This window comes from Algoriphagus winogradskyi (assembly GCF_900182815.1).
Lineage (GTDB): Bacteria > Bacteroidota > Bacteroidia > Cytophagales > Cyclobacteriaceae > Algoriphagus > Algoriphagus winogradskyi.
Genome location: NZ_FXUA01000001.1, coordinates 97,807 through 112,714, shown reverse-complemented (window position 1 = coordinate 112,714; position 14,908 = coordinate 97,807). Strand labels below are relative to the sequence as shown.

Annotated in this window: 11 protein-coding genes; 3 read left to right on the top strand and 8 right to left on the bottom strand. The window is 40.2% G+C overall.

Going from position 1 to position 14,908, the window contains the following annotated elements; translation table 11 throughout:
- Positions 1-74: 74 nt before the first annotated feature.
- On the top strand, positions 75-1,301 hold the full coding sequence (locus tag QOL76_RS00505) for a hypothetical protein (RefSeq protein WP_283411057.1): 1,227 nt from the start codon (positions 75-77) through the stop codon (positions 1,299-1,301).
- 9 nt (positions 1,302-1,310) lie between these two features.
- On the opposite strand, the gene QOL76_RS00500 is transcribed toward QOL76_RS00505, so the two are convergent.
- Positions 1,311-2,123 (bottom strand): amidohydrolase family protein, encoded by an 813-nt coding sequence (locus tag QOL76_RS00500; protein ID WP_283411056.1) that lies wholly within the window; start codon positions 2,121-2,123, stop codon positions 1,311-1,313.
- 95 nt (positions 2,124-2,218) lie between these two features.
- Positions 2,219-2,878: a metal-dependent transcriptional regulator gene (locus QOL76_RS00495; protein WP_283411055.1), complete on the bottom strand. Its 660-nt coding sequence runs from the start codon at positions 2,876-2,878 to the stop codon at positions 2,219-2,221.
- Positions 2,879-2,989: 111 nt separating this feature from the next.
- Here QOL76_RS00495 and QOL76_RS00490 point away from each other — a divergent pair, with 111 nt between their 5' ends.
- A complete protein-coding gene (locus tag QOL76_RS00490) occupies positions 2,990-5,272 on the top strand; it encodes a TonB-dependent receptor (protein WP_283411054.1) in 2,283 nt (760 codons plus the stop codon).
- Between the two features lie 111 nt (positions 5,273-5,383).
- Here QOL76_RS00490 and QOL76_RS00485 read toward each other — a convergent pair whose 3' ends face one another.
- Positions 5,384-5,758 (bottom strand): CHY zinc finger protein, encoded by a 375-nt coding sequence (locus QOL76_RS00485; protein WP_283411053.1) that lies wholly within the window; start codon positions 5,756-5,758, stop codon positions 5,384-5,386.
- Positions 5,759-6,036: 278 nt separating this feature from the next.
- Here QOL76_RS00485 and QOL76_RS00480 point away from each other — a divergent pair, with 278 nt between their 5' ends.
- Complete coding sequence (locus QOL76_RS00480) at positions 6,037-7,239, top strand: DUF2254 domain-containing protein (RefSeq protein WP_283411052.1); 1,203 nt, start codon at positions 6,037-6,039, stop codon at positions 7,237-7,239.
- Positions 7,240-7,313: 74 nt separating this feature from the next.
- Here the strand turns inward: QOL76_RS00480 and QOL76_RS00475 are convergent, their stop codons facing one another.
- From QOL76_RS00475 to QOL76_RS00455, 5 genes are all read right to left on the bottom strand, one after another.
- On the bottom strand, positions 7,314-8,099 hold the full coding sequence (locus QOL76_RS00475) for an AAA family ATPase (protein ID WP_283411051.1): 786 nt from the start codon (positions 8,097-8,099) through the stop codon (positions 7,314-7,316).
- Positions 8,100-8,210: 111 nt separating this feature from the next.
- Positions 8,211-8,420, bottom strand: coding sequence for a heavy-metal-associated domain-containing protein (locus tag QOL76_RS00470; protein ID WP_283411050.1), 210 nt, complete (start codon positions 8,418-8,420; stop codon positions 8,211-8,213).
- A 136-nt stretch (positions 8,421-8,556) separates the two neighbouring features.
- Entirely contained in the window at positions 8,557-10,785 is a 2,229-nt protein-coding gene (locus QOL76_RS00465; protein ID WP_283411049.1) for a heavy metal translocating P-type ATPase, read from the bottom strand.
- Between the two features lie 237 nt (positions 10,786-11,022).
- Positions 11,023-12,951 carry a c-type cytochrome gene (locus QOL76_RS00460; protein ID WP_283411048.1) on the bottom strand — a complete coding sequence of 643 codons (1,929 nt, stop codon included), beginning with the start codon at positions 12,949-12,951 and terminating at the stop codon, positions 11,023-11,025.
- Positions 12,952-12,962: 11 nt separating this feature from the next.
- Complete coding sequence (locus QOL76_RS00455) at positions 12,963-14,750, bottom strand: 3-keto-disaccharide hydrolase (RefSeq protein ID WP_283411047.1); 1,788 nt, start codon at positions 14,748-14,750, stop codon at positions 12,963-12,965.
- Between the last annotated feature and the right edge of the window lie 158 nt (positions 14,751-14,908).

The window sequence follows — 14,908 nt, the reverse complement described above, 5'->3', positions numbered from 1 at the left end:
TTAGTTAAGAGCCTGATTTTCGTTTCCTTAATTTTAGATTTTCACCTATTTTGACAAGGTAATTTATCTAAACTATGAAGAAAATAACTGTTTTAAAGGGCTTTTTGATGATCTGGGTAGGTCTCTATATTTTTATTTATGGATTTCCTTTTCCTCTGGATAACATCCCTTTTACTTACGAATTATTCAGCAAGTATTTTATTCAGTTAAAGACCAGTTTTATACTTTTTTTCGGCAAATCTCTTCTTGGAATTGAAACTCTTGAAAAAATTGAGATGACTGGAAGTGGTGATACTACTTTTGATTATGTAATGATTCCAGCTATGATCATCGTGTCATTCGTCATTAGTTTGATCATGATTTTCATAAAGAAAGTGCGGGAAAATGCCAGTGGTTTCTACAAATGGTCATTGGTGTATGCACGTTATTTTGTTGGGCTAACGCTCATTTCCTATGGAGTAGCCAAATTTCTGGTTGGTCAATTCCCTGGACCAAGTCTATATAGTATGGACGTACTTTACGGGGAAATGTCTCCTATGGGCTTAGCATGGAGGTTTTTTGGTTATTCTGATACCTATAAAATATTCATGGGTGTATCTGAAATCCTTGCTGGATTTTTATTGCTTTTCCGACGTACCGTTGTATTAGGCGCTTTAATGTCAATTGCCGTTTGTACCAATATAGTTTTAGTGAATTTCTCTTTCGACGTACCCGTAAAGCTATTTTCATCGCATCTTCTCGTTTTCTCCATTCTGGTATTATTACCTAGTTTGAAAGCAATTTTTGATTTTTTTCTTCTTCAAAAGACTACCAGTTTGGGAGAGCTAAAGCCGTATTTCACGAAAAGGAAATACCAAATTATCTGGCTTTTAATCAATATCTACTATGTTGGTGTTATTCCAATTACGAGAATGGTTGGTCATTATCAAGGGCAAAAATTTCGGGTACACCAAAATGAGTGGGAGGGAATCTATAGTGGATTCGAGGCTGATGAGGCTATAGCTTGGGACAAAGTAGTGGTGGAATCTAACTACTTAATGTTAATAAGAAAAGATGGAGAAAGGGAGTTTCTATCTATTCAAGAAATCAATCCTGATGGTAAAATCAGCATTAAAAACCGTGAGAATGAAGAAGAGCCGGATGAGCTATCCATAAGAGAACTCTCTGATCAGGAATATGAACTTGAGTTGAGGATAGGCGAGAATATCAGCAAAGTAAATGGTACTCGAAAACTGGTGTCAGAATATCCACTTGTCGCAAGAGGGTTTCATTGGATTAATGAATACCCTTACAATCGATAGTTTAGAAACTTATTTAAAACTGCTGACATCAAGCTTGAATAATTCAGCCGCATTTTTCCATAAGATCATTTCTTTCTTTTCCTCAGGCAGCTCTAAGTTTTTCATGAAGTTTAAATAAGATTTCATAGAAGAAATTGGCCAATCCGTTCCGTAAAGGAGATACTTGGGATTTCCTGCATAAGTGATCATTTGCTCCAGTTCATTTTTCATCCATCGCTCAAATTTCTCCGAGAAATCTCCAAGAACCAATCCGGAAAAGTCGGCATGAACATTCTTGTTTTTGTAGGTGACCTCCATGCAGTCTTTGATCCATGGATTTCCTACATGACAGATTACAATTTTCAAATCAGGATAATCCACAGCGAGATCATCATGATGAATAGGATGGGAATATTTTACCCGTCCTGTGGGTGCATAGGTGTCCCCGGAGTGAAACATGACAGGCACGTCATACTCGATTGCCATATCATAAACTACTTTAAGGCGTGCATCACTGGGGTAAAATGGTTCGTAGCCAGGATAAAGTTTCAATCCTTTAATCAGGCCAGCTTCTAGGTATTCTGCGATTTCCCGGAGATCATGGTGATTGTAATTCAGGTAACTGATACCAGCAACTACCCCTAGATTTTTCCTATCAGCAATAGCTTCAACCACTTTTTTGGTGCTTGGCCGGTGTTCGTTGACTTTGTATGAAGTAAGTACAAGAGAATAATCGACTTCATTCTCCTCCATGGTTTCAGTTAGCTTATTTAGACAGTCCTCCAAGGAAACAACACGTTCTTCATGGTAATTATTAATATGGGTGTGTACGTCGATGATCATGTTTATTAAATAGGTTTGAGTAAAATGTACCAAATATTTAACCAAAGAGGAAAAACTAGGAGGTAGTTTGAAAAGATATGTGGTTTTGGAAAAGCTTATTCTACTACTTTAACCAGCAGCTTCTCACAGACTTTTTCAGACAATGTTTCGCTCGAGTGATTCGGGTAGGAGACTACTATACTTTGATCATAAGCCTCTTTTGATAGGATTTTCAGTTCTGTCCCTAAACTCAAATTCCTGCCATTGAGAAATTCCAGAAACTCAGTAGAGGAGTTAGTAAGTGCAGCAAGTATCACAGTTTGACCGGCCTTACACTTCGATAGTGTAAGGTAGTTAATCTCCTGGATTCGACCTTGCTTATCTGGAATCGGTGAGCCATGTGGATCTATAGTCGGGAATCCCATCATTTCATCCATGCGCTCAAAGAATTTTGGGGCATGAATATGTTCAACCTGCTCGGCAATTTCATGAACTTCCTCCCAGCCAAAACCCATTTTATTCACCAAAAACATTTCGGTCAATCGATGCTTTCGAATAATTAATGCTGCTTCTTTTTTTCCTTTTGGCGTCAGGGTGACAGGTTTATACTTTTCATAATTCAACCAACCATTTTTTTGGAGAGTCTTCACCATACTATTCACTGTGGGCATGCTGACTTGCATCTGGGTAGCTAATTCTGAGATATTCACCTCATTGTTTTCGTTTGCAAGGTTAAAAAGAGATTTCAGGTAGTTTTCCTCGGTTTGTGATGCCATGCTCTATTGCTTTAGTATTCAAATATGCTGAATTATTTTTTAAAACAATTTTGTTAGACTAATCTAACAATGTAAATTTGCAGTATCTAATTTTAGAATTACTCCAAGTCTATGAGATACAATTACCTCTTTCTAGTATATATATTACTATTCTCCTTTGATGCATATGGTCAAAGCTATGTGCTGAAAGGCAGGGTTTTGCATGGAGATGAACCGGTGGAATTTGCTAATGTTTATGTGAAAGGATTAGCGATTGGGGCAGTGACAGATGAATCAGGAGCCTTTTCTATACCAATTTCTGAGTCAGGGACTTTTACTGTTCAGGTTTCCATGGTAGGATTTCAAACTTTTCAGCAGGTGGTTAAAATCCCAGGAGCAGACACCACCGCACTGCTTTTTATCTTGAGGGAAATGGATGGAGGCTTGGATGAGGTAGTAGTCAGTGGCACAATGCAGGAAGTTTCCAAATTGGATAGTCCAGTGCCAGTAGAGGTTTACAGCGCCAATTTTTTCCGGGCAAATCCTACGCCTTCAATTTTTGAATCCCTACAAAATGTAAACGGTGTCCGACCTCAGATCAATTGCAATGTTTGCAACACGGGCGATATTCATATCAATGGTTTGGAAGGGCCATACACCATGGTACTGATCGATGGGATGCCGATAGTGAGTGGCTTGGCAACAGTTTATGGATTGACAGGGATTCCTCAGGCGTTGATAGATAGAGTGGAAGTAGTGAAGGGTCCAGCGTCCACGCTTTATGGCTCGGAAGCTGTAGGTGGTTTGATTAATGTGATCACTAAAAAACCGGATTTTGCACCATTAGTTTCTACAGATTTCTTTTCAACTGGCTGGGGAGAGATGAATCTGGATTTAGGTTTGCGGTCTGATTGGGGTGAAAAAGTTCAATCTCTGACTGGTGTGAATGCTTTTTACTACGATAATCCAATAGATAATAATGGAGATGGTTTTACTGACGTGACCCTTTCAAAACGTCTTTCATTTTTCCAGAAAATCAATGTAAGCCGACCAGAAAATAGACTTTTTACGGTTGCTGGAAGATACGTCTATGAAGATCGTTGGGGAGGAGAGATGAATTGGACAAATGAAGAAAGAGGTGGGGATCGGGTATATGGCGAGAGTATTTATACCAGCCGATGGGAAACTTTTGGTACCTGGCAATTGCCAACTTCAGAGACGATGAACTTTCAATTTTCTGTAAACGGGCATAACCAAAATTCGGTTTATGGCACGACCATTTTTAAAGCTGATCAATACATTGGTTTTGGTCAGTTGACTTGGGCGAAAACTGCTCAAAAACATGGTTTATTGCTTGGAGTTGCTTATCGATATACATTTTACGATGACAATACTTCGGCTACTTCTTCCTTGGCTTCGGAACAAAATACACCTTCAGTCATTCATTTACCAGGGTTTTTTGTTCAGGACGAAATTAAATTTACTCCCAACCAGAGTTTACTATTAGGAGCTCGATACGATTACAATTCCATTCACGGGTCAATTTTTTCTCCGCGGGTGAATTACAAATTGGCTTCTGAAGACAAGAGTACGGTATTTAGGCTGTCTGCTGGTAATGGGTTTAGAGTGGCAAATGTATTTACAGAAGATCATGCAGCGTTGACTGGTGCTAGGGATGTGATTTTCACAGAGGAATTGAAACCGGAGCAAAGCTGTAATGTAAATGCGAATCTGGTGAAGAAATTCTATACTGATAAGGGAACTTTCATAGGATTGGACGGATCAGCATTTTACACCTATTTCACCAATCGGATTATTCCAGATTATGAGACGAATCCAAATCAGATTATTTATGCCAACCTCGACGGCTCAGCTGTATCAAAAGGGATTTCTTTGAATGCGGATATTGCTTGGGCGAATGGATTTGCAATTACAGCTGGAGGAACACTCATGGATGTAAGTATTGAAGAGGAAGGGGTTAAAATCCGTCAATTGCTCACCGAGCGATTTTCAGGAGTTTGGTCTGTTGGCTATGAGTTTTTCAGATTGGGTTTGACGATGGACTATACCGGAAATGTTTATAGTCCTATGCGCTTACCCTTGTTGGGTCCTTTGGATGATAGGCCAGCATATTCTCCTTGGTATAGTTTGCAGAATATCCAATTGACCAAGAAATTGGGAGAAAAATGGGAAGTGTATGGAGGAGTAAAAAATATCCTGAATTTCACTCCAGCAGCAAATTCCATTGCCAGAGCGTTTGATCCATTTGATAAAAACGTTGTTTTTGGTCCTAATGGAACGGTTATTCCTACTCCAGAAAATCCGAATGCTTTGACTTTTGACCCAACGTATGTCTATGCTCCAAATCAGGGGATAAGAGGATTTTTGGGATTGAGGTTTACTTTAACAGAGTAAACGATATTAAGCTCCGAGGTCACTGAGGGTTACGCGGAGATCGCAATTCTATTTTAAACTTTTATTCTTTATAAATGGACTAGAACGTTGAATTTGACCATTGAAAATTGATCATTTATCTTCCGTCTCAAAATATAAGTGATAATGCTTACTACATCCCGGATTAAAAGCCGCTGTACATTTCGGACAAGTATTACCACTTTTTTGGTATTCACTGATGGTGAGTTCTGTGCCGCACACTCCGCAAAGGATCGCTTTAGCATCAAATTCTGTCTTTGGCCATACTTGAGGTTCGTGATCAGCTTCTTCTTCATGACAGGAAAAACATGGATAGTACTTTTCACAGCATTTGAATTTGATCGCGATTACATCCAAATCAGAATGCCAGTGCTGGCAACGGGTCTGGTTGTCAACTGTTTTTCCGTAAATATTTATTCCTTTGATTGTTGACTTTACAAGGGGTAAAGCTACGTTTTGTTGTGCCAAAACCTGGTTTGAAAATAGTAAAATGAAGAGAATAAGGAGGGTTCTCTGTTTGTTTTGAAGGAGTTGCATCAGGTAACTTGTGATTCAATATGTAGGCAAAGATAGGGGCTGAACTCAAGAAAATCATTGAAATTTCGATGGTTTACTTTGTCAACCGCAACAGTGATTCAATTTTGAATGACCTGTATAAATAGTACTGATTGGATTGTAAATTCACTTTTTTACCTCAAATTCGATTTATAGGTAATATTCGATTTGATAAAACGACCTCAAAAAAAATGGATAAAATTAGGATTTGGCTGATTGCCAGGTATCAAAACATTATTTCCAGTATAGCCTTTATACCCGGTTGCATAAGCATCGTATTTTTGTTCATTGCCGCTTTAGTTTTTTCATTTGATCTTTCCAATGTCGGCCAAGAAGTCAAAACCGATATTCCTTGGCTCACGATCAAAGATCCTTCCACGGCTCGTAGTATTCTCGGTGCTATTGCGGGAGGAATTATTTCTCTGACCGTTTTCAGCTTTTCCATGGTGATGATTGTCCTGAGTCAAGCAGCATCTCAGATGAGTAACAGAGTGCTGGATAAACTTATTGGAAACCGCTTTCAGCAAACAGTTTTAGGGATTTATATTGGGACCATCATTTACACTTTTTTTCTTTTCAGCACCATTCGCGAAACAGGGGATTCTTTTCAGATTCCGTCTCTGAGCATTTTTCTTTTGACCGTGATCACTGTTTTCGATATTTTTCTTTTCATTTATTTTCTTCATTATATCACCCAATCAGTTAAATACAATGTCATTATTGATCGAATCAAATCTTCCACCTTCGATGGGATGAGCGCATTTTGTAAGGAAAAAGAAGAGAAGAAAGAGGTGCCTGAATTTGCTGCAAAATCTATTGTTCGAGCTCATAGATCAGGGGTTTTCGAAGGGTTTGATGATAAAGAAATGAAAGGATTTTTATCAAAAAGTAAGTGCAGTATGATGGCTATTTATCCTATGGGAACTTACGTGCTTCGTGGTCAGGCGATTATGAAATGCAGCAGAAATTTGGATGTTGAACAAGAGCAGCAGGCATTGCTGGGAGTGATCATCAGCAAGCAGGAATCGGTAGTACTCAATTATGAATATGGATATAGGCAACTATCCGAAATCGCCCTCAAAGCACTAAGTCCGGGGATAAATGATCCTGGGACTGCCATTCTCAGTCTTCGTGCTTTAGTGGATTTGTTAGGTTTCAGAGCTTTCAATTCCCCACCTTCTGCGCTTTACTGTGAGGATTTACCGTATAAAATCTACCGTAATGAATTAAGTTTTGATACGCTTTTTACGCAAGCAATTTATCCGATTTGGGATTATGGTAAGGAGGACAGAATGCTTAGACTTGAATTCAAAAATGTACTTCTGCAGCTTTCTGAAGTAGTTTCTTCCAAGCCTCTCACAGCACTTTTGAAGGAGGTAGAGCGAAAAAATTAGAAATCTCGTCTAGCATTACCTGGTTTTATTTAAGTTTCTCCAGCCAATGAGAAAGTTGACCTGCTTTATCGCTTTTACAAATGCCTTAAAAAAGCGTCCGGATTATTTAGGAAGTTTTTTAGAGTGGTGAAATGCTCTGTATCTTCATAATTCACTCTCTGGATTTTCTCTCCAAACTGGAAAATCGTAGCGTTTGGTAAGGTCATCAAAATAGGAGAGTGGGTAGCGATGATAAATTGGCACCCATGATTCTCCGCTAGATTTTTGATCAGGGAAAAAAGCGCCAATTGACGCTGCGGAGATAAAGCTGCTTCAGGTTCGTCAATTAGATAGATACCTTCATTTTGCAGTCTTCCTTTCAGAACTTTCAGGAAACCTTCTCCGTGCGAAACTTCGGTAAGATTTCCGTATTTCCTAAGTAGTGCTTCCTTTTGGCCTAAAATTGATCCTACAGCTAGTTTTAGACCTGTTCCGCTCAACCGTTTCTCAAAATCTACAATATCGCCCTTCATCTCAGAATCCATGTTTTGGAGACGCTTGACGAAGCCAAAGTAATCCTCAGCCTGGAAAAAGAAGCCACGAAAAGCCCTGTCTTTCCATTGGGTGATAATTTGCTCACCATAGGTTTTGACTCCATCGAGGGTCTCATCACTTTCTAAATCTGTACTTCCTATGGCCGGTAAATTCAGCTTGATAGCCAGGGCCTTAAGAAGCGTTGATTTTCCAGAGCCATTTTCTCCGACAAAAACTGTAATCGGACTTTCAAAGGACATGGTGCCCAGTTCCTTCAGCGCTTTTAGCGAAAAAGGAAACTGACGATCAGAGCCAGAAGGAAGATGAACTTGACGGAGGTAGTACATGATTTTATTAGACTTAAGACTTAAGACATAAGATGTTAGACTTTAGACTCTAGAGATTGGTGAATAGAATTAGGAAATTATGTCTCTAAGTAAGTTTGCCGTTCTGTTAAACTACTCTGGTTTTGCGATGAATCCAGCTTTGAGTACTGTTTTAAAGACTTCATCAGCTGTGATATCTTCAGATTCTACGGTGAGAGTTCTGTCATCACTTTGTAAATCTACAGACCAGGATTCGATTTTAGCTTCTGCGTTTAAAATAGGAGTGACCTTTGCCAAGCAATTGCCACAGTTGATGTTGGTTTTGAATTTTTGAGTTTTCATTTTTACTTATTGGAAGATTGGAAATTTAAAATATTGGAAAATTAGTTCGAAGGTTTTAATGTGGTAAAGCAGTAATAGTTTCTGTCCATGATTTTTGATACTTGGTACTTTGGAAATGGTACTTAATACACAAACACTAAATTCTTTTTCCCTTCAATCGTAAGCTATTCAACACAACAGAAACAGAACTAAACGCCATCGCAGCTCCTGCGATCATGGGATCGAGCAGAAATCCATTGATTGGATACAACAGGCCTGCAGCAATTGGAATTCCGATCAAATTGTAAATAAAGGCCCAAAACAGGTTTTCTTTGATTCCTCTTACGGTCATGTGTGATAAATTTAGAGCTTTTGGAATGGCTTCAAGATCCGAGGAAATGATCGTCATCTTTGCTACATCCATTGCGATATCTGATCCGTGGCCCATCGCAATACTAACATCGGCTTGTGCCAAAGCTTCTGAGTCATTGATTCCATCACCTACCATCGCAACTACTTTACCTTTCGCCTGAAGGTCTTTGACAAAGTCAGATTTGTCAGAAGGCATCACTTCAGCTTTGAAATCTGTCAACCCAACTTCCTGAGCCACCGCTTCAGCTGTTTGTTGATTGTCGCCAGTAAGCATGTAAACATCAATTCCTTTTTCTTTAAGCTTCTCTATAGCAGATTTCGAGCTTGGTTTAATTTGATCAGAAATTGCAATGACTGCAAGAACTGATTCTTCATTTGCGAAGAAAACAACTGTTTTGGCTTCCTTACTCCAGACTTTAACTTTGTCTTGAATTTCTGAATTCAATGAAATTCCCTGTTCCTTGATCAGGCTTAAATTTCCTACATATAATGCTTCACTAGATTGGTTTTTAGCTGCTACGCCTTTACCGGTTAAGCTTTGGAAGTCTTTAATCTCCGCAGATTTGAAACCTTCTTCACTCAATTTTTTACTGACTGCATCTGCTAAAGGATGTTCTGACTTTGATTCAATGGCAAGTAGGATAGGAGCAAACTTGGTTTTCAACTCTTCTGTTTCCCAATGAATATTGGAGACAGTTGGTTTCCCGGCCGTGATTGTACCGGTTTTGTCGAGGATGATAGCATTTACCTTATGAGCGATTTCCAAACTTTCTGCATCCTTGATAAGGATGTTATTTTCAGCTCCTTTTCCGATTCCAACCATGATGGCAGTCGGAGTTGCCAAACCAAGTGCACAGGGGCAGGCAATAACCAAAACTGCGACTGAGTTTAGAATAGCATGAGAAAGTGCATCTTCTCCGCCGATAATCATCCAGACAGCAAAGGTCAAAACTGCTATCGCTATGACAGTGGGGACAAAAATGGAAGCGATTTTATCGACCAGTTTCTGAACTGGAGCCTTAGATCCCTGGGCTTCTTGCACTCGTGTTATGATCTGCGAAAGCAATGTCTCACTCCCAACTTTCTCAGCTGTGAAATGAAAACTTCCCTTTTGATTGATAGTGCCCGCAAAAACCTTATCATTTTCAGACTTCTCCACAGCCAAAGCTTCCCCACTAATCATGCTTTCATCCACAAAGGAATTTCCCGAGATCACTTTTCCATCAACAGGAATTTTTTCTCCTGGCCGAACGATGATTTCATAGCCTTTTTGAACTTCAGAAATCGGAATTTCTTTCTCCTCTCCATTGATCAAGGCTTTCAACGTCTTGGGTTGAAGTCCCATTAGGTTTTTGAGTGCTGTAGAAGTTCTTGACTTCGCTTTCTCTTCCAGCAATTTTCCAAAAAGAATGAAAGTGATAATCACCGTAGCCGCTTCATAATACACATGTGGCTCAAAGCCTCGACTGATCCAAAACTCAGGAAAAATGGTATTGAATAAACTGAATATGAAAGCGATCGCAGTACTAAGCGCAACCAGCGTGTCCATATTGACACTTTTATGTTTGGCTTGCTTCCAAGCACTGATAAAAAATCTTCTTCCAAAAACAGAAAGAACTGGAATAGCCAATGCTAAGGAAATCCATGTTCCGGGCTTCCAATGCATATAAAACATTCCAAGGATAAAAATTGGAAGGGTTAGAATAGCCGCTCCAATTGTGTGTTTTTTGAGCTCTTGATAATGTTCTCTTTGATTAGTCGAAACAGTTTCTTCTACATTTTCTTTCTCGGTGATTAGTCCGTATCCAACTGCTTCAAGCGCATCATTTAAACCTGCAGCGCTGATTTCGTCTGTGTATTCTACTAAGACAGTACTCGAAGCAAAGTTTACCTGAGCGGATTTAACTCCATCGGTATAGGAAAGAATTGTTTCTACGCTAGAAGCGCAGGCTGCGCAGGTTATGCCAGTTACCGGGAAAGTCTCCTTATGTATTACTTGATTTGATTCTTCCATAGGTTTTGCCTTTGATTGACAATACAAACTTAGCGAGACTTAGGGAGGTAAGTGTTATGGAATTATGTGAAGAAGTTATAAGATTTTGTGTAGTTAAAAGTCAAAATACCATAGACCATAGCCGTCTAGGGGGGATACGCGGGTGCTAGAAAATCAAAAAAAAGCTTAGCGAAATAAATCGCTAAGCCTTTAAATCTAAACTACTGTGGACAGTTGGATGTCTACTGTGGACTAAAATTATCTCAATGAATTAATCCATTTCGCGATTTTCATCGCATCTTCTTTTGATACCTGAGCCATTGGAGGCATAGGTGTAGCATAATCTGGCCAGTTTTGAGGCTCTGGATTATAAATCAACTCAACTATTCTCTCGTCAGAATATCTTCTCTTTGCTACATCTGTATAAGCTGGTCCAATTACTTTCTTGTCTTTCATGTGACATGCTGAGCAGGTATTTTTTGCTAATAAAGTCTTGATCTCAGCATCTGAAGGTATCGCAGAAGCAACTGAAGTTGCCTTAACCGGTGCAGGCTTCGCAGCTGCTGCAACTTCTTTCTTAGGCTCCGGAGCCACTGGTGTTTTGATTACCATTTTGGTGCCAGCAGGAATATTGTGAAGCGTATAGTAAGCATCAGGGTGTACAAGAGAGAAGCTTCCATCAGCAGCTCTAACTCCGTTTAGGCTAAGCTTGTGTACGTAACTCTCTCTCAAACCTTCCACTGCAATTCTTGCAGACATGCCATCTGCAGCTACTTCTACACCTAGAATTTTTAGTGTTTTGTTATCTACAGGTGGACTTCCATACACTGGATAGTATTTGTAAGTAAAACTTTCTACTGCATAAGAAGTCAAATCTTCAGCAGTTGCTTTGTTCACCGGCTTGGTAAATTCAATCAAGAAACCATCAGGCTGAGCCTTAACAGTTCTCATTTCGAAAGGAATGTTGTGATTCCATACTAAACGCTGAAGACCTTCATTTGCCTCACCGGCAGAACCCCAACCGCGGTTGGTCTCACCGATAAACAAAGACTTATCCGGCGCCCAAGCCATTCTCAAAATACCAGACTGGAAACCAGATCTGAAATCTATAGAAGCTCCTTGCATCACGCCATCTACTTCTTCAAGAACTACTCGCATGATCTTACTTTGACCTTGGTCACCTACCAAAACCTGACCACCAAAAGGACCGAAGTTTCCTTCAGGAATTACAATTGGTTCGGAGTTGGAAATACCTTGTATACCATGGGGTAACCAAACTGCTGGAAGCTTCAAGTCCGGAAGTTTTTCCTTCGCCTGTGCCATCGTAATATAAGGAGCATCAATCACGTTTTCTGGTTTGAGAAAACCTCCATTTCCATTCGGTATTTTTTGTGGATCAACTACTTTATTGAATTCCTCAGTAGTCAATTTCAAAGGGGAATCAGGAAGTCCAGTCCAAGCTAAGCCTGCCGGGTGACCAGTGAAATCACCTTTCTCGACGAACCAAAGTCCACCAGAACCCATGTAATCACCTTGATTTTCGGTGTAAACTAACTTGTCTCCAAGCATTCCCAGCCCAGCAGGAGATCTCATACCTGTAGCATAAGGTTCCATGCTTCCGTCACGGTTGATCTTCATGATCCAGCCTCTCATTGGCACGCGGCTTTCGCCTCTCCACCATTCCTGATCGCCAAAAGCGACGTTTGCAGAAACGAAGAAAGAACCGTCAGGACCTACTTTAGGGCCAAAGCTATATTCATGGTAATGTGTAGAAATAGGCCAAGCATACACGGTTTCATATAAGTCAGCTGTTCCATCCTGGTCTGTATCAACTAATTTGGTCAATTCTCCTCTTTGGGCCATATAAAAGGCTCCGTCTTCGTAGTGGAGTCCTAGGATTTCGTGAAGACCTGAAGCAAATTTTCTGAAGAAAGGCTTAGAGCTAGTAGGATTTTCTACAATAAATACGTCGCCTCTACGAGTAGCTACCCCTAGATCGCCATTTGGCAAAACGGTCAAACCACCAACTTCCAAAAGTGTACCTTCTGGAGCTGTTACTCGCATGATTTTAAAGAAATCCTCTTCTTTGGGAGATTCCTGTGCATCGACCTGCCCAGGCATCAGCTGAAATACAGCTGCTAGTCCAAAGGCGATTTTTGTGAATTTATTTTTTAGTAATGTGTTCATTTCGCGCTGGATTAAAAGAGAAGATTATAAACGATATTTCCCTTTGCAGGCAAGTAAATTCCGGCATTTCCCTCAGTAGTATGAGTCACTGGAGGTCCATAAGAAGACTCATCATATTCTAGATAAACACCAGTTTCAGGCAATAGATAATAGCCTTTGTTGATTTTTTGAATCTCAGTGCCAGCTGCTATTTTGTAAAAACCGTTGCCAATACCGGAAACAGTTCTGCTGATTCCTTTTCCTGATTCTAATACTTTGATCTCATCTTTCACAGATTGACCAGAAAGAAGGTAAGAGAATATAACATCTTCGGAACCATTGATCAACTGGTAACCTTTAGTTCTGAACTCCTCAAGTGCTGAGTAATCACTGCTTACGGCATTAATTGCAGGAGCGGCTAAGTTGATCACGGCACCAAGTGGTACAGAAACCCCATTGCCTCGACTATTCCACATAGGAGTAGCATCCAGAAATTCACCCCTCCAAACTTGGATGAGCGTGCCTGTTTCTAAGTCGTAGGCATAATTCACTTGAGCTTTGCTGGCTACAGATACCACATGACTCAATCTCGGAGTATTAGGTACATCCCGGAAGCTGCGCAAAACAGGAGTTTCATCAGCATCCACCAAAATAGGATCGGTAGCTTGATTTGCTCCAGCTACGGAAACCAGCAGGTCTGTACTTCTAAGTCCAGGTCCAGAAATTGCCAAGTTGAATCCATCAACAGACCAATTTCTATTTTTGGAAGCGATAATTTGAATAGGATTAGCTCCTGCTTGTAATTGCTTTCTAACTCTCACTCCTCTATCGGAAAGGTTAGAAATGCTTTCATTTCCTACAGCAAAACCAGCAAGTCCACCAGGAACTTGCATCGTGATTTGGTATTCACCAGCTTCAGCTACATTTAGGTTTGCTGAATATTTTGTCAGATTGACATCAGAGACAGAGGCAGGTACTTCATCCAGGGATGCTACACTACCTTTTGCTACAGCAGTTTTTCCGGCTAGCTCTTCCAGATTATTAAAAGAACCCTGGTAAGTTTCATAGCTTACCCCAGAGACGGTAGGAGTCTTGGCATCGAACGGAGTGATTTCAATGTTTCTGAAAGCTACAGCTCCATGATCTCCTTGGATTCTTAGAGGTCCTAAAGCTACATCTTCCCCAGTCATTGACCCGCGGGTAGGGCCGAAGACTTCCAGGTTTTCGTGGATAGTTACACCATTTAATTTCACAGAAAGGAAACGTGCATTTTCAGTTTTCTTTCCGGAAGCATCGAATTTGGCAGCTTGGAAAGAAACTTCCAATTTTTGCCACACCCCAGGGGCTTTGCTTACGTTTTGGCGGGGAGCATAACCTTGGTAACCTTTTTGGCCGTCAGGCTTGCTCTCGTCCCAGCGCTGATAGATTCCACCATTATCACCAGGTTTGGTGTTGGTATTGGCCCAGCTATCCAAGATTTGGATTTCATAATTACCTTGAAGGTACACTCCTGAATTAGAACCAGGAGCGACCATGTACTCTAAAGAAAGATCTACGTCTCCGTATTCCTCAGTAGTTGTGATGTCTGCTCCATGGTTTTTCTTGGTAGGAAGATTTGCCATAATGCCAGACCCGCTGGTAGATTGTAGTTCATTAGGAATACCTGGATTTGCCCAGACTTTTCCTACTTCTGTCCAGCTGCCTTTATTGCCTTCAAAGGCATTTAGGTCAAGCTTAACAGGCTTTTGCTGTGCTTGCAGAGAACCGATCTGAATCGCCAGAGCAGCTGTAAGCAAGCAAACATGTTTGTTCAAAATCATGTGAATTTGAGGGATTAATTGATAATACGAGGTTTAATAGAAAAAATCGAAATGTTAAATTTGCCGTTGATTTTTCTTTCAGGCTCAAAGATAAACGCTACAGGACTATCTGCAAGTAATTACCAATTAGGGATCAAAAGCTTAAAGAAATTGGTGGT

Coding starts and splice junctions, on each gene's coding strand:
- QOL76_RS00505 (WP_283411057.1), top strand. CDS start 75: ATGAAGAAAATAACTGTTTTAAAGGGCTTTTTGATGATCTGGGTAGGT.
- QOL76_RS00500 (WP_283411056.1), bottom strand. CDS start 2,123: ATGATCATCGACGTACACACCCATATTAATAATTACCATGAAGAACGT.
- QOL76_RS00495 (WP_283411055.1), bottom strand. CDS start 2,878: ATGGCATCACAAACCGAGGAAAACTACCTGAAATCTCTTTTTAACCTT.
- QOL76_RS00490 (WP_283411054.1), top strand. CDS start 2,990: ATGAGATACAATTACCTCTTTCTAGTATATATATTACTATTCTCCTTT.
- QOL76_RS00480 (WP_283411052.1), top strand. CDS start 6,037: ATGGATAAAATTAGGATTTGGCTGATTGCCAGGTATCAAAACATTATT.
- QOL76_RS00475 (WP_283411051.1), bottom strand. CDS start 8,099: ATGTACTACCTCCGTCAAGTTCATCTTCCTTCTGGCTCTGATCGTCAG.
- QOL76_RS00470 (WP_283411050.1), bottom strand. CDS start 8,420: ATGAAAACTCAAAAATTCAAAACCAACATCAACTGTGGCAATTGCTTG.
- QOL76_RS00465 (WP_283411049.1), bottom strand. CDS start 10,785: ATGGAAGAATCAAATCAAGTAATACATAAGGAGACTTTCCCGGTAACT.
- QOL76_RS00460 (WP_283411048.1), bottom strand. CDS start 12,951: ATGAACACATTACTAAAAAATAAATTCACAAAAATCGCCTTTGGACTA.
- QOL76_RS00455 (WP_283411047.1), bottom strand. CDS start 14,750: ATGATTTTGAACAAACATGTTTGCTTGCTTACAGCTGCTCTGGCGATT.